Source organism: Paenibacillus tritici (genome assembly GCF_013204885.1).
Taxonomy (GTDB): Bacteria; Bacillota; Bacilli; order Paenibacillales; family Paenibacillaceae; genus Paenibacillus_AQ; species Paenibacillus_AQ tritici.
In genome coordinates this window covers 1-19,119 of record NZ_JABMKX010000029.1, presented here as the reverse complement: position 1 = coordinate 19,119, position 19,119 = coordinate 1, and the positions used below count along the sequence as shown (strand labels likewise).

The 19,119-nt window shown below is 54.2% G+C and carries 20 protein-coding genes; 12 read left to right on the top strand and 8 right to left on the bottom strand.

What is annotated here, in order from left to right:
- Nucleotides 1–46 precede the first annotated feature (46 nt).
- Genes HQN87_RS30620 through HQN87_RS30600 form a run of 5 tightly spaced genes read left to right on the top strand, consistent with a single transcriptional unit; the run spans nucleotide 47 to nucleotide 3,439 of the window.
- On the top strand, nucleotides 47–949 hold the full coding sequence (locus HQN87_RS30620) for a carbohydrate ABC transporter permease (protein WP_173140897.1): 903 nt from the start codon (nucleotides 47–49) through the stop codon (nucleotides 947–949).
- Nucleotides 950–962: 13 nt separating this feature from the next.
- The gene (locus HQN87_RS30615; RefSeq protein WP_173140895.1) at nucleotides 963–1,799 is read left to right on the top strand and encodes a carbohydrate ABC transporter permease; all 837 of its coding nucleotides are present in this window, start codon (nucleotides 963–965) and stop codon (nucleotides 1,797–1,799) included.
- A 50-nt stretch (nucleotides 1,800–1,849) separates the two neighbouring features.
- The gene (locus tag HQN87_RS30610; RefSeq protein ID WP_173140893.1) at nucleotides 1,850–2,851 is read left to right on the top strand and encodes a glycoside hydrolase family 130 protein; all 1,002 of its coding nucleotides are present in this window, start codon (nucleotides 1,850–1,852) and stop codon (nucleotides 2,849–2,851) included.
- Between the two features lie 9 nt (nucleotides 2,852–2,860).
- Nucleotides 2,861–3,046, top strand: coding sequence for a hypothetical protein (locus tag HQN87_RS30605; protein WP_173140891.1), 186 nt, complete (start codon nucleotides 2,861–2,863; stop codon nucleotides 3,044–3,046).
- Nucleotides 3,047–3,052: 6 nt separating this feature from the next.
- Nucleotides 3,053–3,439, top strand: coding sequence for a hypothetical protein (locus tag HQN87_RS30600; protein ID WP_173140889.1), 387 nt, complete (start codon nucleotides 3,053–3,055; stop codon nucleotides 3,437–3,439).
- Between the two features lie 216 nt (nucleotides 3,440–3,655).
- Here the strand turns inward: HQN87_RS30600 and HQN87_RS30595 are convergent, their stop codons facing one another.
- The 3 genes from HQN87_RS30595 to HQN87_RS30585 all read right to left on the bottom strand — a co-directional run bounded on the left by HQN87_RS30595 (nucleotide 3,656) and on the right by HQN87_RS30585 (nucleotide 6,509).
- Nucleotides 3,656–4,468, bottom strand: a complete 813-nt coding sequence (locus HQN87_RS30595) for a CPBP family glutamic-type intramembrane protease (protein ID WP_173140887.1) — start codon at nucleotides 4,466–4,468, stop codon at nucleotides 3,656–3,658.
- 158 nt (nucleotides 4,469–4,626) lie between these two features.
- Nucleotides 4,627–5,832: an ROK family protein gene (locus HQN87_RS30590; protein WP_173140885.1), complete on the bottom strand. Its 1,206-nt coding sequence runs from the start codon at nucleotides 5,830–5,832 to the stop codon at nucleotides 4,627–4,629.
- Between the two features lie 221 nt (nucleotides 5,833–6,053).
- On the bottom strand, nucleotides 6,054–6,509 hold the full coding sequence (locus HQN87_RS30585) for a CBS domain-containing protein (protein ID WP_173140883.1): 456 nt from the start codon (nucleotides 6,507–6,509) through the stop codon (nucleotides 6,054–6,056).
- 121 nt (nucleotides 6,510–6,630) lie between these two features.
- Here HQN87_RS30585 and HQN87_RS30580 point away from each other — a divergent pair, with 121 nt between their 5' ends.
- Complete coding sequence (locus tag HQN87_RS30580; protein ID WP_173140881.1) at nucleotides 6,631–7,065, top strand: MarR family winged helix-turn-helix transcriptional regulator; 435 nt, start codon at nucleotides 6,631–6,633, stop codon at nucleotides 7,063–7,065.
- A gap of 82 nt (nucleotides 7,066–7,147) precedes the next feature.
- Nucleotides 7,148–7,615, top strand: a complete 468-nt coding sequence (locus HQN87_RS30575; protein WP_173140879.1) for a MarR family winged helix-turn-helix transcriptional regulator — start codon at nucleotides 7,148–7,150, stop codon at nucleotides 7,613–7,615.
- 99 nt (nucleotides 7,616–7,714) lie between these two features.
- Here HQN87_RS30575 and HQN87_RS30570 read toward each other — a convergent pair whose 3' ends face one another.
- Complete coding sequence (locus HQN87_RS30570) at nucleotides 7,715–9,349, bottom strand: MDR family MFS transporter (protein WP_173140877.1); 1,635 nt, start codon at nucleotides 9,347–9,349, stop codon at nucleotides 7,715–7,717.
- 206 nt (nucleotides 9,350–9,555) lie between these two features.
- Between HQN87_RS30570 and HQN87_RS30565 the strand changes: the two genes are divergently transcribed.
- Together HQN87_RS30565 and HQN87_RS30560 are read left to right on the top strand one after the other, a co-directional pair.
- The gene (locus HQN87_RS30565) at nucleotides 9,556–10,056 is read left to right on the top strand and encodes a MarR family winged helix-turn-helix transcriptional regulator (RefSeq protein WP_173140875.1); all 501 of its coding nucleotides are present in this window, start codon (nucleotides 9,556–9,558) and stop codon (nucleotides 10,054–10,056) included.
- Between the two features lie 522 nt (nucleotides 10,057–10,578).
- Complete coding sequence (locus tag HQN87_RS30560) at nucleotides 10,579–10,923, top strand: hypothetical protein (RefSeq protein WP_173140861.1); 345 nt, start codon at nucleotides 10,579–10,581, stop codon at nucleotides 10,921–10,923.
- Here HQN87_RS30560 and HQN87_RS30555 read toward each other — a convergent pair.
- Both HQN87_RS30555 and HQN87_RS30550 read right to left on the bottom strand, forming a co-directional pair.
- On the bottom strand, nucleotides 10,820–12,325 hold the full coding sequence (locus HQN87_RS30555) for an amidase (protein WP_173140873.1): 1,506 nt from the start codon (nucleotides 12,323–12,325) through the stop codon (nucleotides 10,820–10,822). The genes HQN87_RS30560 and HQN87_RS30555 overlap by 104 nt on opposite strands.
- Nucleotides 12,326–12,416: 91 nt before the next feature.
- On the bottom strand, nucleotides 12,417–12,998 hold the full coding sequence (locus tag HQN87_RS30550) for an LOG family protein (protein WP_173140871.1): 582 nt from the start codon (nucleotides 12,996–12,998) through the stop codon (nucleotides 12,417–12,419).
- Between the two features lie 550 nt (nucleotides 12,999–13,548).
- On the opposite strand from HQN87_RS30550, the gene tyrS reads away from it, so the two are divergent.
- Nucleotides 13,549–14,808, top strand: a complete 1,260-nt coding sequence (gene tyrS / locus HQN87_RS30545) for a tyrosine--tRNA ligase (RefSeq protein ID WP_173140944.1) — start codon at nucleotides 13,549–13,551, stop codon at nucleotides 14,806–14,808.
- Between the two features lie 136 nt (nucleotides 14,809–14,944).
- On the opposite strand, the gene HQN87_RS30540 is transcribed toward tyrS, so the two are convergent.
- The gene (locus tag HQN87_RS30540; RefSeq protein ID WP_173140869.1) at nucleotides 14,945–15,433 is read right to left on the bottom strand and encodes a YfbM family protein; all 489 of its coding nucleotides are present in this window, start codon (nucleotides 15,431–15,433) and stop codon (nucleotides 14,945–14,947) included.
- A gap of 44 nt (nucleotides 15,434–15,477) precedes the next feature.
- Nucleotides 15,478–15,663: a hypothetical protein gene (locus HQN87_RS30535; RefSeq protein ID WP_173140867.1), complete on the bottom strand. Its 186-nt coding sequence runs from the start codon at nucleotides 15,661–15,663 to the stop codon at nucleotides 15,478–15,480.
- Between the two features lie 257 nt (nucleotides 15,664–15,920).
- Between HQN87_RS30535 and HQN87_RS30530 the strand changes: the two genes are divergently transcribed.
- Both HQN87_RS30530 and HQN87_RS32915 read left to right on the top strand, forming a co-directional pair.
- Complete coding sequence (locus HQN87_RS30530; protein ID WP_173140865.1) at nucleotides 15,921–16,952, top strand: FIST signal transduction protein; 1,032 nt, start codon at nucleotides 15,921–15,923, stop codon at nucleotides 16,950–16,952.
- Between the two features lie 128 nt (nucleotides 16,953–17,080).
- Complete coding sequence (locus HQN87_RS32915; RefSeq protein WP_173140863.1) at nucleotides 17,081–18,142, top strand: methyl-accepting chemotaxis protein; 1,062 nt, start codon at nucleotides 17,081–17,083, stop codon at nucleotides 18,140–18,142.
- Nucleotides 18,143–19,119: the final 977 nt, after the last annotated feature.

The window sequence follows — 19,119 nt, the reverse complement described above, 5'->3', positions numbered from 1 at the left end:
CCATCCTTCTGCCCTGACCGCAAGGGAAAGGAGCCGGAAAGACCCTATGAATAAAACAAAAAATGCCTTATTCTCATACAGCTTTATCTTTCCAAGTGCCTTGCTGACACTTGTACTCGGAATCTATCCGATTGCCTGGGCGTTCCGTTACATGTTCTATGACTATAAGGGTTATGGAGCCGCCCGGTTTACCGGGCTGGACAACTTCAGTCGCATCCTGAAGGACACCCAGTTCTGGGATTCGGTTGTGAATACGTTCATCTACGCAGGCGGCAAGCTGCTGATTACCATTCCGCTGGCTCTGCTGCTGGCCGCTATTCTGAACCGCGGGCTGCGGGGCAGACAATTGCTGCGGGGGATTTTTTTCATGCCGACCGTTATCAGTACAGCTGTTATGGCCGTAGTCTTCTTCACCATATTCAACTCCTATAACGGAATTCTGAATCAGTTCCTGATCAAGTTCAATCTGTCGGACACCGGCGTTGACTGGCTGGGGCCGAAGTATGCGATGCTCACCGTCATTCTCGTGGCAGCGTGGGGGGCGGTCGGAAACTATATGCTGCTCTTCCTCGCCGGTCTGCAGAATATTCCTGAAGATGTGTATGAGGCCTCTTCTCTGGACGGGGCAGGCAGAATCCAGCAGTTCCGCTATGTAACGCTGCCGATGCTGGGTCCGGTCATGCAGATGGTCATCATGCTGGCAATTATTACAGCCTTGAAGGGCTACGAGAGTATCATGGTCCTGACCGAAGGCGGTCCGGTAGGCAAGACTGAGGTGATGTTCCTGTACTTATACAAATTATTCTTCCCTGTCGGCGGCGGCAGTGCGGCGGTTCAGGTGCAGGAGTTCGGATATGGCAGTGCGGTCGCCTTCGTGTCCGCGCTAATCGTAGGGATGATTTCACTCATTTATTTCTATGCATCCAGACGAATGAATCAGACCGATTGAGGAGAGACGCGAGATGAGAATAAGAACCATACTGGGCAACACTGTGCTCTGGATATTTTTGCTGGCTTTTGCTTGTATAACCCTGATTCCGGTCGTGATTACGATACTGGGCTCCTTCAAGACGAATGCCGAGCTGACTACCGGAGCAACCTTCCTGCCAAGCAGCTGGCATATCTCCAACTATTCCGAAGCCTGGGAGCAGGCGAACTTCTCCAGGTACACCCTGAACAGCCTGATCATCTCCCTGTCGGCGGTGGTCGGCACATTGCTGGTCTCATCCATGGCGGCTTATGTGGTGGACCGGATGGATTTTGTCGGCAAAAAAATATATATCGGCCTGCAGTCCTTCACCATGTTCGTTGCCGTGGGGGCGGTAGTGCTGCGTCCGCAATTCGATCTGATGGTCAAGCTTCATCTGCACAGCAGCCTCTGGGGGGTCATTCTGATCCTGATCTCCGCGCATGCTTCCATCTTCTTCATTCTGCTCAGCTTCATGAAGGGGATTCCCAGAGAGCTGGATGAAGCCGCGCTGATTGACGGCAGTTCGCTGGGCCGGACCTTCTGGAGAATCATACTGCCGCTGCTGGGACCGGGACTCGGCGTAGGCGCCTTATTCACCTTCCGGGGCGCATGGAATGAATATCTGCTGCCGCTGGTATTCACCATGACCAAGCCGGAGCTGCAGACGCTGACCGTTGGCCTGGCGAACCTGAAATACGGGATATCGGCGGCATCCCAGACCCACTACATGATGGCAGGCGCCTGCTTATCCATCCTGCCGATTCTCGTCGCCTATCTGTTTGCCAACAAGTCCTTTATGCAGATGACGGCGGGTTCCCTCAAAGGGTAGATGCCTGCTGATGCTGTATGAGCTTAACTATATTCAAGGAGGTACACCCCATGACATTACAGGTTCCTGCTATTCTGCAATCCGCCCCGTTCATTCAGCGCTATCCGGGGAATCCGGTGCTGGATGCATCCAAGGTCCCTTACCCTACCGCACTGGTATTCAATGCCGGTGTAACGAAATTTAACGGCAAATACGTGATGATCTTCCGCAACGATTACGGCTCGCTGGACGAACAGACGATTGAGCCGCATCATACGACCGATCTCGGCATTGCATACAGTGATGACGGGGTGACCTGGACAGCCGGCCCGAAGCCGGTATTCAAAATGCATGACGAAGAGATTATCCGCGCCTACGACCCGCGCCTGACGGTGATCGGCGGACGCTGCTATATGTGCTTTGCCGTCGATACGAAGCATGGCATCCGCGGCGGGATTGCCGTGACCGATGATCTGGAGCATTTCGAGGTGCTCAGCCTGTCCACACCGGATTTGCGCAATATGGTGCTGTTCCCGGAGACAATCGGCGGCCGTTATGTCCGGCTGGAGCGTCCCTTCACCGTATACAGCCGCGGGGGGCAGGACCGCTTCGATGCGTGGATCTCTGAGTCCCCGGATCTCAGATATTGGGGGAATTCCAGCCTGCTGCTTGCTGTCGAGCAGGTGCCGTTCGCCAATGACAAGGTCGGTCCGGCTGCGCCTCCGGTCAGAACGGACAAGGGCTGGCTGACCACCTTCCATGCGGTGGATATCGACCCGGCAAGAGGCAAGCACGGCTGGGAGCCTACCTGGAAGAAACGGTATACCGCTGGCATCATGCTGCTGGATCTGGAAGATCCGCGTAAGATTATCGGCATGGCCAGGCAGCCGCTGCTGGCACCGGAGACGGATTATGAGATTGACGGGGGCTTCCGCAATCATGTTATTTTTCCGGGCGGGATGATTCTGGAGGATAACGGTGAGGTCAAAATCTACTACGGCTCTGCGGATACAATTGAATGCCTGGCTACGGCCCATGTGGACGATCTGATCAGCTACTGCCTGAAGGGCTGAGGACGGGCGTTGAGCAAGCTGTGGGAGAAGCTGGCCAATCCTGCGGCAGAATACCGGTCTGCACCGCTCTGGTCCTGGAATGACAAGCTGGAGCCGGCCGAGCTGAAGCGGCAGATCGAAGAGATGCATGCAGCCGGGATCGGCGGGTTCTTCATGCACGCCCGCAGCGGACTACAGACCCCGTATATGGGCTAAGCCTGGATGGAGGCGATCCGCCTCTCGATTGTGAAGAGCCGGGAGCTGGGCATGAACGCCTGGTTCTATGATGAGAACGGCTGGCCCAGCGGCTTCGCGGACGGTGAGGTTCCGGCCAAAGGCATTGCCTATCAGCAGAAGATGCTCGCCTGGGAGAAGCCGCCGTTCCGTTATCCGGTGGAGATGGCCCTGCCGGGCATCTTCACGGATGAGCCGCAGTTCGCCAGAAGCAGGCTGCCGTGGTCCTTCGAGCTGGAATTCGGAAGAGCCGTATACCGCAGGTATTTCGGGCTGCTGCATGCAGGAGAGAACCGGATACGGCTGGAACTGACCGGCAGCTGCCGCAATCTGCTCGGCCGCATCATCATATTCAAGGTGAGGTCTACAAGGTAGGTCCGGGCAGCTTCAAGGATAAGCCCGGCTGGACCAACAAAGACCTGGAGCCGGAGACCATGTCTATCAGGACCGCTATGCCTTTGTCCGCTTCGGATTATCTTCGGCACCTATGCTCCGGGGCTAAGTCCCTTAAACAACAGCAAGGCAGCAGTTATCCCTTACCGGGAAGCGGCTGCCTTGTATTTGTTGCTTCGGTAAGATCCCTGACCCACACTAGTATGGAAGACCCATGAAGCAGAACCGGATGACGTCCACAATCCCGTGGGCGAGCATAGCGGAGGTCAGATCCCGCTTCCTTTGCAGCACAGCAAAGGGCAGACCGAACAATATGACATACATAAGTATAGTGACGATCCCTGGAATAATGCCCCCATTAATGAAGCTGTCCGGAGTATGTACTAGCACATGCGGGATAATCATCATGAACCAGACAGTGAATTTCTGGGCTCTGGTTTCGATTTTGCCGTGTAGCATAGAGAGGCAGAGGGCATAGAACAAGGCGCGCAAAGCGATTTCTTCATAAATGGCCGGACTGAGTGCGACTTTGAAATAGGCCAGCCTGATGCTGTAACCGTCCAGGCTGCTGCCGCTCAGCATTAAGTTGATGATCCCCAGAAGGACGCCTACCGCAATACCGGTGAGCAGACTCACTGCTACTGATTTCTTACTTGCAGTATTCAAGAAGACAAGCTTTAAGCTGTTATATCTGTTGAAAGTACTAAACACAGCCAGCGATGCAAATAGAGTGATGATGCTTACTTCTATCATGGAGAAAAGAGATAGGTTAATATAGGCCGCAGCGACAGCAAGGGCTAACAGTAGAGAGATCAGGATCTGCCGCTTCAGGGGCAGCTTGTTCTTAATAAGCAATACCAAACTGATGAGGAATGCCCACACGCCGAGCAGAAGCCACATTCTGGCTGTTGGCATAGGATTGTCACTGTGGATGCCGAAATTCAGGATAAACAGCAATAGGAATACACCAAACATTATCCAAACAGCTAACAGGTTACTCTTGGTAGTCACACATTCGTTCTCCTTCCAGATTACACATTTATTTGTATGCGGACTGGATCATTCTATCTTTATAAGGATTAGGCGGAAACGAATTAAGTCACTCCTGCGGAAATAACAACAGGGGCTGACCCAAGCCTTCTCACGGCTATCGGGTCAGCCCCTGTTCCCTAATTCGTCAGCTCCTGCAGCACCATAGCGCAAGCACCCGCTGCCACGGAGCGTTCACGCAGTCTGCTGCGGGTGAAGCGGACATTATACTGCTCGCGGTAATAGGTCCGCTCAAGGGCGATCCGGGTCGCCTCCTGATAGAAATCCTCTGCCGCGAGGAACAGCGGGCCGCCGAGGATGACCTCCTCGGGGTGAAGGATATTGATCAGATTCGCCAGCCCGATACCGCAGTAGACGGCCATCTCATTGAATAACCGGACCACCACAGGGTCGCGGGCCTGGAGCGCTTCTATCAAATGAGCGAACTCCAGCTGCTCCGCACTCTCTGCCAGGCCGTGGAGCAGCCCGCTGCTGCCCAGCCGCCACGCATCGCGCGCCTGTCTCTCCAGGGTCTGGACGGACACGTAGCTCTCCCATGCCCCGGCGTTGCCGCCGGGAATATGCGGCGGCAGACCGGAGCCTTCAATGATCATCTGCCCGACAGCTCCCTCGGTATCAATCATGCCATAGAGCAGCCGTCCATCATTCATGATGGCGGAGCGCAGGCCGATTCCGGCATGGAGGTAGAGCAGATGATGCTGCATCCGGTTGCTGCTGGCCCAATATTCGCCGAGCAGGGCCGTGTTGGCTCCATTATCCAGATATACCGGCACACCCAGCCGCTGTTCCAGCTCCTCCTTAATAGGTACCTGCGACCAGCCCGGGGCCGCGAACCGCGCCGGATTCAGAATCACTCCGGCTCTGCGGTCCAGCGGACCGACGGCACCAATGCCAAGTCCGGCGACCCGGCTAAAGTCAAGGGAGACTGAGGCCAGCATGCGCTGCGCCTCTTCCTGAAGGGATTCCATCAGATGCTCCGGGGTAAGCCCGGCATCCATATTCCAGGTATATTCGCCCAGCAGCTGCAGATGAAAGTCCATCAATAACAGCTTAGCGCGGGTCCGGGAGATCTCCAGCCCCAGCAGATAGGCATAGGCCGGGTTGGTCTCATAGAGGATAGGACGGCGGCCCCCGGTAGATTCGCCGAAGCCGACATCAATCAGCAGCTCCATAGACAGCAGTTCGTCCAGTATTCGTGTTAACGTGCTTATGGTCAGTCCGCTTTCGTCCAGCAGACTTTGTTTGGAGACGGTACCGTGTTTTCTTATGGTGAGATAGATTTCCCTGGCTTTGGGATTGGCAATAACTTCATGAATAAGCAGCACAGACGGTTCTCTCCTTATGAATATACTTCACCTGCTGAGCAGACTACAGCTGCTTCAACAATGACACAAAAAGCAAGGTGCCGCAACTGGCCTAAGGAGAGAGGCGGGTGAGGATATAAGGGTGGTGTTCATGCGGTGGCGGAGACGCTTCAGCCGCAGCAGCGGGCAGCGCTGCTAAAGCTGCTAGAGCTGCTAAAGCTGTCCCGCAGGCGGGGCCTGGGCTAGAGCAGCGCCTTGAAGGAATGGCGGATGACATCGCCGCGGCTGATAATGCCGACCAGCACACGGTTCCGCTCCACGGGAACTTTTTTGATCTGCTTTTTGCCGAGAATGGTTGCGACCCGCTCAATATCTTCCTCCGAATGTACGGTGATTACCTTCTTCTTGGCGATGGCCATGACGTTCAGGCTCAGCAGCTTGCGCGTCCGTTCCTCGAACTCATCATTATCCCCGACAAACACGTTGATCTGGAAAAAAGAATCCACAATCAGATCCTCATGCCTGCCGATATAGCGCATAATATCTCCGTCACTCAAATAGGCGACAATCTCGTTCCGGTCATTGACTACAGGCATGCCGCTGATCCGGTGAGCAATACATTTCTCGATAAAAGTCCGTACCGTGTCTTCCTGCTTGACCTTGTAGACCTGGCGGATCATGAACTCATGGGCTTTCATAGTATAGGTTCCCCCTGAAAAGTATCTCATGCACAAATAAGTTGCATAATGAAAGTATATACTTGTATTATACAAGTGGAGTGATTGATGTCAATGAAGAAAGAGAAGGGGATGGGACTGCATGGAGAAACGTTCAATTGAGACGATAGAGCTGGAAATGGCGGTTCTTGTCCGCCGTCTGACTTCGCTTACCACGTACAAAAAAATCGGCAATCTCGACCGTGCGGCCTATCTGCTGCTGCATCAGATTGCTTTTAATAACGGAACCGCAGGGGTAAAGGTCATCTCCGATGAATTCCAGCTGGATATATCGACTGTCAGCAGACAAGCTGCCGCGCTGGAGAACAAGGGGTATATCACCCGGATACCGGACCCTGAGGACGGCCGGGCTTATTTGCTGCAGATTACAGAGCTTGGCGGGGAGATTCTGGACGAGAACCGGCAGGTACGGCAGGAAATTATGGGCAAGCTGCTGATGAACTGGTCGGATGAAGAGGGGGATTCCTTCGGCGAGCTGCTGCGCAAATTCAATGCGACTTTTCTGGAAGAGGATTAGATAGGGCGGAGCCGTCTCCTGAGTGGAGGGTTGGGGCTGTTTTGGGCTATACTTATGTCAATAAAGCTTATGGGGTGTACCGATGAACGAAGATAAATATGAACATATTGATGATTTAATGGAGGCCTTTCAGCAGTTTGCCCGGATGAATTGGCGCAAGACGACGCTCTGGGGGCTGAAGCCGAGTGAAATCCGTGTGCTGGTCTCGATCAAGAAGGGCATGGAGCAGGAAGGGGGCAAGGGGCGGACGGTGTCCGATATCAGCAAGCTCCTCAAGGTGACTTCTCCCACGGTCACGCAGATGGTGAACAGCCTGATTGCCCAAGGGTACGCTGTCCGCACGCCGGATAGCCAGGACCGCAGAATCAGCGACATTACGCTAACGGACAAGGGAGCGCATCTTGCGGATATGGCGGTGGCGAAATCCCGGGAGACCTTCCGGGGGATGATTGATCATCTCGGCAAAGAACGGAGCGAGACCTTAAGCGAGCTGCTGAACGGGGTGTACGAATATTTCGAGCAGTTGAACAGCGAGCAGAATGATAACTGAACAGTAGTTTTAAGCATTTATACTAAAAGAGATGTCCCGCAGCTTGAAGCTGTTCCGGGACATCTCTTTGTTGTTTATAAGGATTAGCTTGTGAATCTGTTAACGCCCGGCAGGCGCAGTCTTCTTCCGCAGCTTGCTTCCTGCACCGGCTTCTTCCGCAGCAGCTACTGTCTTGGATTCGCTGGAACGCAGCGGAATCTCCTTCAGGAACAGAACAAGCACGGCTGCAATAACGAGCAGCGCAGTACCGCTCAGGAACACTACCGTCAGGGAGTCGCTCAGCGCTCCGCGCACCATCTCAATCAATTGATTGAAGAGCGGCCGGATCTGCTCCGGCAGTGAGGTATGCAGCTCCTTCAGCTTAGGCTGGTCGAGCAGCAGCTGCGGGTTCATGAAGGCTGTAAGCTGCTTACCGGCTTCAGGATCAAGCTTGGACAGGTCAGGGCCTTGGCCTGAGGCCACCGCAGATTCCAGCTTATGCGTAAGTGTGGTGTTCATCACGGTACCCATAACGGCAATCCCGATGGTTCCGCCAAGGTTGCGGAACAGGGTGTTGGTAGCGGTAGCCACGCCCAGCATCTGCGGAACCACGGCGTTCTGTACGGTCAGCGTGAATACCGGCATGGCCAGCCCGAGGCCGATCCCGAACACAACCATGCTGGCTACAGCCATGACGATGCTGTTCATGAAGGCCATCATAATCATGGCGGCGACCATGAACGGCATACCGATCATGGCATAACGCTTGTATTTGCCGGATTTGGAGATCCAGCGGCCGGCCAGTGTGCTGAGCACAATCATCATCAGCGACATCGGCATGTTGATGAAGCCGGAGTTGGTCGGCGACACGCCCTCAACCCCCTGCACGAAGAACGGCAGATAGATCATGGCGCCCATCATGCCCGCATTCATCAGGAACCCGATAATCATCGAGATGGTGACAATCGAATTCTTGAACAGGGAGAGCGGCAGCACCGGGCTCTTGGCTTTGCGCTCTATCCATATCAGAATGACTGCGCCAATAAGGGCTGCCGCGAACAGTCCGAGAATCTCCGGTGAACTCCAGGCATATTTGGTGCCTGCCCAGGAGAAGCCGAGCAGCAGGGCGACGATGCTGAGGGACAGGAAGATGGAACCCGCATAGTCAATCGTTTCGGAAGCGGCGCGCGTGCTTTTCGGGAACATTCTCAAGATCATAACGAACGCTACAATACCGAGCGGCAGGAAGATCCAGAAGATCCAGCGCCAATTCATATGATCGACCATGAATCCGCCCAGGGTAGGCCCGATTACGCTGGAGAATCCGAAGATGGCCATCATAATTCCCGTCCACTTCGCCCTTTCCCGGGGAGCGAACAGGTCACCTACGGCAGTGACGGTGGCCGACATCAGAATCCCGCCGCCGACGCCCTGTATCCCGCGGTAGGTGATCATCTGGTAGATGTTGTCGGACAAGCCCGACAGGAAGGCCCCGATGATGAAAATAACGATCCCGCCGAGCAGGAAGGGCTTGCGGCCGTAGATATCGGATAACTTACCGACCAGCACCGTCGCAATGGTGGAGGTCAGCATATAGATGGTGATTACCCAGGTGTAATGCTCAATTCCGCCCAGAATGGCAATAATCCGGGGCATCGCGGTGCTGACAATCGTCTGATTGATCGCCGCGAAGAACATCGCCGCCATTAAGGCGACCATAATGGTTACTTTCTTTTTTTGCGTGAGATGCTCCATGGCAGGGTATTCTCCTTTGATCCTGTACGTATTATAGTTTGGCATAGTATGATATTCTAATTAGGTAGCCAAACTACCTTTTATGTATAATACACAAATATTTTGAACATCACAATATTTTTATTTTTTGTCAGCGGAGAATCGCGGTTTGTATTGATTTTCACATGTTAGGTAAGTAATCTAATGATATAGATCGGAGGTGTCTTATGAGTATTCAGGACAGCCGGGAGAGGCAGCTGCTTATCACACTGGAAAATATAAAACGCCTAAGCCCCCGTCAGCAGGGCATGGACTCTATCCCGCATGGAGAATTCGTCACGATGTTTGTCATTCATGCAGCCATGAAGCAACAGGAGGCGGATGAACAGGAACAGGGAGGACCGTGCCGCGGCCTGATGGTCTCCCGGTTAAGTGAGCTGATGCAGGTCAGCCGGCCGACCGCTTCACAAATGGTCAGCACGCTGGAAGAGAAGGGCTACATTGAACGTATAATGTCCGAAACCGACCGCAGGGTCATCTATATCTGCCTGTCGGCCAAAGGCCAGGCGGTATTCGGCAGCAGAATGGACCGCTACTCGGATGTGCTGTCCGAGATTATTGATAAGGTGGGGGGCGAGGAGATTGATCAGCTGATCTCCACCTGCGGCCGACTGCTGGAAGCCGTTAACGAAGTGCGGCCGCGGATGATGGGGAATCCGTCCGAATGAGCCGTGAATTTCACATTTGTTAACCGTCTGATTTCAGGCGGTTTTTGTGTTGCTTGAAGTAGCGCAGATTGTGCCAATGTCCTCTCCGCAGCAGACCCTTTCTGTTTGGCCCAACCGTATAGAAGAGAAGGGCAGAGGGCAGCTAAGTGGAAAAACGGCATCTAATAACGCAGAAATCTCTGTATACGGTAGATTAGTTGGAGAAACAGCACTTGCTGCCACCCGGATCGGAGAAAAGCGAGGGAAGAGGAAAAATTAGGTGGAGAAAATCCAACTAAAATCGGTAAGGCTATCCGTGAGGACTTAGGAAGTGGAGAAAATCCAACTAATCCCCGAACGCCATTCACCGTCACAAGGAGTAATAACTGCAGGGAATCTGGATGCCCGGCTGAGTTTTGTCCCCCATGGGCAGGGGGAGCTGTACGCTGAACACCGCAGATGTACCTATCCAAGGGGGCGGCAACGGCCTATGATCTTCTCGAAAGAAAGCGCTTTATAATTTGCCGAGGGGAGCTGGGGGAGTTGAAGTCACTGGGTAAGAGAATCGGCTTGTGTCTGCTGATGCTGATCATGACAGCGGCACAGGCCGGACTTGCGGGAACCGGGCAGAATGTAGCGGAGGCAGCGGACAAGGAGCTGGCGCAGAAGCCTTATATGGGCTGGAGCAGCTTCAGTATGCAGGTGTATGAGCCTTCAGGAAACTGGATATCGGCGGACAGCATCAAGAAGCAGTCGGATGCCATGCATGAGAAGCTGACAGCTATCAGGCAAAGCCTGGATTCCCCTTCATCCCCACCCACAGCCCGGATTGCTCCAGGCAGGCGGCCAGCTGGAGCAGCAGGTCCTCGCGTCCCTTGGAGGCCATGACCTGAACGCCGATCGGCATCCCCTCTGCTGTAAGATGTAACGGCACGCTCATGGCCGGCTGGCCGGTCAGATTGGCAAGCTGAGTGAACGGGGTGTAGGTCAGGCTGGGCTCGAACATCTCGTAGATCATCCGCCGCTGCGCGTCCTTGGGCAGTCCGCTGACTTGCAGCAGCTCCTCTGTCTGGGACGCGTTCTGCGTCAGTTCCCCGATCCTTGGTGCGGAATCCGCATTGGCTGGTGTGATGTACAGATCGAAGCGGTCCATCAGCGCTGCCATCTGCGCAGCAGCCACATCCCATTCGTGCAGGCTATGCACGAATTCTGCCGCCGAGACCTGCTTGCCGGCTTCGGCCAGCACCCAGGTGACAATATCCACTTCATCCGCCGCAATCGGACGGCCCATGCCGCTCTCCAGCGACAGGAACATCGCGGAGACTTCTCCGGCGTTCATCGTGTAGTAGTTATCCATCAGCCGGACTCCGTTGACCGGACTCAGCTTCTCTTCGACCTCATAGCCCTCGGATTCCAGCCATTGCACGGTCTTCAGCACCGCTTGTACCGCCTCGGCGGATACCGGTGTTCCCACCGGCGACGCCGTGGTGAATGCGATCCGCAGCTTGCGCTGTGCAGGCTTCAGCAGATCCTCCAGATAGACGCCCGGATACAGCGGGGTCTGAAAAGCAGCTTCCGGCTGCACCACCTGCAGCAGATCAAGCATCGCGGCACTGTCACGCACAGACCGTGTCAGGGCGAAATCAATCGACGCGCCTTGCCACTGGCGGCCGATTCCCGGCCCTACCGGTGTGCGCCCGCGCGTCGGCTTCAGCCCGAACAGGCCGGTGAAGGAGGCCGGAATGCGGATCGAGCCGCCTCCGTCACTGGCTCCGGCGGCCGGGACGATCCCTGCGGCAACCGCCGCCGCCGCTCCGCCGCTGGAGCCGCCGGGCGAATAGGCGGGATTCCAGGGGTTGCGCGCCGGGCCGTGGAGCAGGGGCTCGGTGATATTTTTGAGGCCGAATTCCGGGGTGTTCGTATGTCCCAGCGGAATGAAGCCGCCCCGCCGGATACGGGCTACATAGTTGGAGTCACGCTTCGCAATATGGTTCTTCATGAGCAGGGCGCCCGAAGTCAGCGGTTCTCCGCCGATCGCCTGGGAGATATCCTTCAGCAGGAAGGGGACACCGGCGAACGGACGGGATCGGTCTGCGGGATCGGCAGGCATCTCATCGGCTTCCTTCAGCGCGGCCTCCCGGCGGGTGCGCACCACCGCATTCAGCAGCGGGTTGATTTCATCCATCCGGGTGAAGGCTGACTCTACAAGCTCACGGGGGGAGACTTCACGTGCTTTGACAAGGGCGGCAAGCCCCAGAGCATCGTAACCGGAATAAGCAGACAACGACATGTGAATGACCTCTTTCTGGCAGGGGCGGGCAGTCTACGGAACGATAGCTGCGGTCTGCAGGTAGTGATAACGGGATTATGGCGGCGGCTGATCAGGTACGCTCTTCGGTCAGATATTGCTTCACCGGAGGAGGGGTATAGTCCGCGAACTGCCGCAGAATTCCCTCAGGAGTCGTATCGTTCAGCATGATGGAATGATGTTTCTCCTGCATGAACTTGTCCTTAGCCATGTTGCCGAACAGGGCAATCAGCGGATCATAATAATGATTCACATTGAGCAGTCCGCAAGGCTTCTGATGCAGGCCGAGCTGCGCCCAAGTGAAGATCTCGAAATACTCCTCCATGGTGCCCGGTCCGCCCGGCATGGCAATGAAGCCGTCGGCAAGCTCAGACATCTTGAGTTTCCGCTCGTGCATAGAGTCGACCATGATCAGTTCCGTGAGCTGCTTATGCTCAATTTCCCGTTGCTTGAGAAAATGCGGCAGCACCCCGATCACGCGTCCCCCCGCCTGCATGACGCTATCTGCAATGGCCCCCATCAGGCCGACGGTGGCTCCGCCGTAGATCAGTGTGAGGTTGCGGGCGGCAAGCTCCTTGCCCAGTTGAACCGCATATTCTTTATATACGGGTAAGGCTCCGTCACTCGAACCGCAGAAGACAGCGATACTTTTCATATGAGTCTGACACTCCTTTACCTATGGTAATGTGATCATGGGAACAATTGTTTTTCCCTAATAATGTATCACGGATTTCCGGCTGTGCAAATTTTTCTCCGCCTGGAGCAGGCAGGTGAACTGCGGTGCCGCCTCTGCATTGACAACATTTTATGAAGCGGCTATACTTTCTGTAATCTTATAGTTGGTATACGTTGAACGAGCCAGTAGCAGACTTGTCCCTGTTCCCAGAGAGCCGGGGGTTGATGGAACCCGGTACACACAAGCGGACTGCGAATTACGCCTCGGGAGTATCTTGGGTAATGCCAAGCGGAGCTAAGCGAACGATAACTCGCCTAAGAGTGGTACGGACCTGATACAGTATGAGGTCTGTGCAATTTGGGTGGTAACACGGTTAATTCTAATCGTCCCTGTGTCTGAATAGACAAGGGGCGATTTTTTTGTTGGAATGTGCTGCTTCCGGCCTCTGTGGCTGATACGGGTATACTCACTGCTCAGTCAACGAATACCAAAGGATATCCAAAAACAAACCAAAAAGGGGCTGTACATGTTGAACATTATCGACGAGCTATTGTGGCGCGACGCCATTAATCAGCAGACAGATGCGGACGGACTGCGTGAATTAACGGATAGTAAGGCAGTCTCGCTGTATTGCGGCGTGGACCCTACAGGCAACAGCATGCATATCGGTCACCTGATTCCCTTCATGGTGCTTCGGCGCTTCCAGCTGGCCGGTCACCGTCCTGTGATTCTGATCGGAGGTGCTACGGGAACCATCGGCGATCCGAGCGGACGCCAGAGCGAACGCTCCCTGCAGACGCTGGAGCAGGTGCAGGAGAATGTGGATGCGCTGACGGCCCAGATGAAGAAGCTCTTCCAGGCAGGGGACGACAACCAGGTCCGGCTGGTCAACAACTACGACTGGACCAAGGATATGAATGTCATTGAATTCCTGCGTGATTTCGGCAAAAACTTCAGCATCAATACGATGCTCGCCAAGGATGTAGTCGCAAGCCGTCTGGACAGCGGGATCTCGTTCACCGAGTTCTCCTACCAGATCCTGCAGTCGATTGACTACCTGCACCTGTACCAGCATGAGGATGTGCAGCTTCAGGTCGGCGGTTCCGACCAATGGGGCAATATCACCAGCGGCCTGGATCTGATCCGTAAAAAAGAAGGCAACGAAGCCAAAGCCTTCGGCCTGACCATCCCGCTGATGCTTAAGGCAGACGGTACCAAGTTCGGCAAAACCGCCGGCGGCGCGATCTGGCTTGATCCGAAGCAGACTACCCCTTACGAGTTCTACCAGTTCTGGGCGAACACCGATGACCGCGATGTGGTGAAATACCTGAAATACTTCACCTTCCTGAGCAAGGAGGAAATCGAGGCGCTGGAGGAGAAGGTGGCGATGGAGCCGCATAAACGCGAGGCCCAGAGAACGCTGGCCGAAGAGATGACCCGCTTCGTGCACAGCGAGGAGCTGCTGGAGCAGGCCAAGCGGATCAGTGCCGCGCTGTTCAGCGGGGATATCCGCTCGCTGACCGCCGATGAAATCGAGGAAGGCTTCAAGGAAATGCCGACCTTCACCGCCGGCAAGGAATCGAAGAACATTGTGGACTGGCTGGTGGAGCTGGGGATTGAGCCGTCCAAACGCCAGGCGCGTGAGGACATCACCAAAGGCGCGATTTCCATCAACGGGGAGCGTGTGAACGAGCTGGAGACGGAGATTACCGCTGAGCAGGCCATCGGCGGCAAATTCATCATCGTCCGCAAAGGCAAAAAGAACTACAGCCTGGTGAAGCTGGGTTAACCGAAGCTGCGGGTGTAGAGTGTTGAAGGAGATAAGTTTCTAAAGAAGCAGGTTGCAAAAAGAAGCTATCCCGCTGTCAGGAATGACAGGGATAGCTTCTTTTGTTGCATGAAATACAGCCTGACAGAAACTTATTTCAGAAAATATAGAAGATTACCCCTTTACCGGCGGCTGCAGTCCGGCTGTAGAAATGCTTGATTTCGTTGAAAAACTGAAGCAGGTAGGCGAAAAAGGCAGGCCCATCCTCATCTGTAACCGAGCCAGGCTCAAGAGGATACACCTCGTCCTTGACCATGGCCGGGAAATCATACCGCTGGCGGAGCTGCGCTTCATCCAGCCCGGATATAGCCTGAAGCGCTTCGGCCACTTGCCCGGCCCGCAGATAAAATGCCCCGAATGAGCCGAATTCAAGGCCATTGTCAGATGTCAGCGGAACCACGTAGCCTAACGGTGCCGCTCCATCTGAAATATCTCCGCAGAGCAGGTAATGAATCGCCTCCCAGGTTCTATCGATATCCAGGCCGGGATAATCGTCTATGTTCAAACTTGTAAGTGAGGTATTGCCTGCTGCAACTTGCTCCACCAGGGTGTCCTCCATCGCAAAGTAATATCCGCGCATCGCCATTGACAGCCATCCTCCCATTGTTGATGATCTTGATCACATGAAGCTTAATCCTCAAGCAGCGCAAGCTTGTCTTCGAGTTCAGCCAGCTTCGCCCGGATGGCTTCCGCGCGTGGTTTGTCTTGTGCCTGTACAGCCGCTGACAACTCATCCTGTGCAATACCGATCTGATATTCAAGATAAGTGTAATCCGATGCGGCGGCAGGGTGGGTGGAACGTTGTGAATAGGTCATGTGCCGAGTCCTCCTTTCTATACAATCACGTGATGGTTACGGCCTCGTTAACATTGCAATGATATGTTCATGATACAATCTTTACCGGAAGGGCTCAACCTCGTGCCGTGGGACAAGCCACAGACGTAATTGCGACATTTTTCACAGACAATGAACCCTGTTCTGGTTTTACCATAAGAAGGTATTGAAAATTAAAGCTTAATTTTTCAGTAACAGTGTGCGGAGGCGCAATCCGCAAAGGAAGGTTGATATACATAATGATAGCTGTATCTTTTAACACCTTGAATGAAGCCAGACGCCATCTGGAGGAACTGGACGGGAACAGTGGACTGGTGCTGTTCGCTTCGGCTGCGGCCGTCCGGGAATTGTCCTTCCATGCTCCCTCCCGGGCGGTATTGTGCTCAACCAAAGGGGAATACACTCCGCAGGGCTACCGCAGCGGCGTAATTACAGGGTTCGAATACGAAGCGGATCTGGCAGATATCGTAGAGATTCTGCATCCGCCTGTGCTTAGCGCAAGTGCACTGGATGCGGCTTACCGCAAAGTCGAGGGCAATGCGAACGCTTTTCTGCTGCTCCTGTGTGACGGTAAGGGTGGGATGGAGGAGATGATCCTCTCCTCGCTGTATTTTATGGACCCGCAGTTCAAGGTGATCGGCGGCAGTGCGGCGGATGATGAGGGCGGCGAGACTTATCTGTATATGGGCACCCGCCGGGTGAGGAATCTGGGGATTTATTTCAATATGTCTGCCCGTACAGCCCTGGTCAAAGAGAATATTTATGTCCGGACCGGGAAGACACTGCTGGTGACGGAAGCCGATGTCTTCGGCAGAACGGTATATTCCTTCAACGGCCGGCCTGCCGCCGGGGAATATGCGCGTGTGCTGGGCGTGCCGGAGGAGGAGCTGGCAGAACATTTTCTGAGTAACCCCCTGGGCAAAAGATATGAAGATGATCTGATCATAGCCTCCCCGATGGCGGTCCATCCGGACGGTGCTGTCACCTTTTACAGCCAGGTCATGTCTAGTACTTATGTGGAGGTGCTGAGTTCAGCCGACCCGCTTGCCGTACTGGAGGAGACGCTTGGCGGCAGTCCGTATAAGCCTTCCTTTGTGCTTAACATTAACTGTACGCTGCGGGATCAGCTGTTTACACGGGATGGTCTTTGGGGGGCTTTTGACATGGCGATGCTCAGATTCTGCGGCAATACTACAGGCTTCATCAGCTTCGGAGAACAATATTATAACAGACATGCCAATCAGACGATGATTCTGCTGCTGGTTGAATAAGGGAGAGCTTACATATGATGCAGTGGATAAGTAAATTGCGCACTTCTTGGGGGAAAAACACCTCTGCCGGAGATATTCATAGTTACAGTAACGGTCAGAGCAATGAAAGCGGGTCAAGAGAGAGGGGCATGGCAGAGCGCGAGATCGCGGCTAAGGATATGGCCGCAGCTACGGGGACGGTTATGGCAAATGGAAAGATCACAGTAGGAGGAGCAGGGGCTAACGCATCTGTACCTCTAGCTGGCATGGATGGCAGCAGGTCGCCTGCTTCTGCTTCCGGCGCTGTGTCCTACGGGGAACATGCCTATGCCTTGGCAGAGCAGCTCCGCCATGAAACCGGAGAAATCCTGAAAGAAGAAGCCCGGATGGTTGAAGAGTTCGAAGCGTTGCGGGCAGGCGGCGGAGAGCTGATCGGTCAAATTGGCGGGACCCAGAAGCTGCTGGAGCATTTGAAGGACAACAGCGGACAGACCGAGAATCTGATTAATGAAATGTACGGCAGCCTGTCTTATTCCTCCAATAAAATCGAATTTGCCAAGGAAGCCAATATTCAGATCTCTGCGGAAATGCAGAAGGCTTCGGCAGTCTTCACTGAATTCGTAGCCTTGAATGAGGATCTGCGGCAGCATTTCCATAGCATTGAACAGCTGGCGAAGATCATCACGGATATCGCTGAGCAGACGAATCTGTTATCGCTGAACGCAGCGATTGAGGCGGCGCGGGCCGGAGAGCATGGACGCGGCTTCGCCGTCGTCTCTACTGAAATCCGCAAGCTGGCGGACAGCACCCGCAGCCACGTGAAGGAGATCATGGGCTCGCTTTCCGGAATGACCAGCGTGATGGAGCAGCTGCACAACAAGTCCGGTGACGGGATGCTCGCCATGAATGAGACCACTGCCAAGATCGGCGAGTCCACGGTCTATATGAATGAGATTGTTGTCGCTGAAGAGCAGGTATTCGAGCATCTGGAGAAAATCCAGGAGTCCCAGGAGAGCAGCATGGAGGATGTCGATCAGATCAACGGCGATCTGCTGCGGATTCTGGAGAAGTCGGGCCAGGATACCGACCAGTTCCGGCTGCTGGTCCTCACCGTCCAAAAGAAAGCCGACCATTACCAGCAGCTGCTGAATCATCTGCATCAGATCGGGCTGCTGCAGCAGCTTGAGGAGGCAGAGAAGATCAGCGTGTAAGGAGAAGCGGCTAACTAGAATGCAATTAACGGCTCTTTAGCGGGCCATAAGCGGGCAGACGATAAGAGAGATAGCGGGCATAAGAAAGAGAGAATGCGGGCGTGAAATATGAGACTGCATCCTTCAGCGGAGCTGGCGGGTGTGGTTTTTTTGTTGTGAGTAGTGAGAATATCTCTGGATCTAACTAGTTAGTGCGCCTGAATTCACTGGACGTGCGGAAATGAGCGAATAAGGAGCAGTAGTGCACCTGAATTTACTGGACTGGGGAAATGAGCCAATGAGGAGCAATAGTGCACCTGAATTCAGCGGACACGGGCCAAGTGAGTAAATGAGGAGTAGTAGTGCACCTGAATTCAGCGGACACAGGCTAAATGAGCTAATGAGGAGCAATAGTGCACCTCAATTTAGCAGCCACGGGCTAAGTGAGTAAATGAAGAGTAGTAGTGCACCTGAATTCAGCGGACACAGGCTAAATGAGCAAATGAAGAGCACTAGTACACCTGAATTCAGCGGACACGGGCTAAGTGAGCCAACGAGGAGCAATAGTGCACCTCAATTTAGCGGCCACGGGCTAAATGAGCTAATGAGGAGCAATAGTGCACCTCAATTTAGCAGCCACGGGCTAAGTGAGTAAATGAAGAGTAGTAGTGCACCTTATTATGCCGGATGCCTCCCTCCCGTGAGTGGGTAGTCGGAGGGAGCCGGAGGTATAAATCCCTCTGAATCAGCCAGAAGTGGACGGTAGACAGGAATGAGAGGTATAAATCAGTATAAATCCCTCAGAATCCGCCAGAAGTGGGCGGTAGGCGGGAATGAGAGGTATAAATCCATTTGAATCCGCCAGAAGGATGGCGTGAAATAAGTTGTGTACCAGTATTTGGAGCCTAGTCAGGCAACAAAAAAGTAGGGTATCCTCAGGATTGCGAAACCACTAAGGAGGAACCCTACCAATGCCTATTTTACCCGAAAGTGCACTG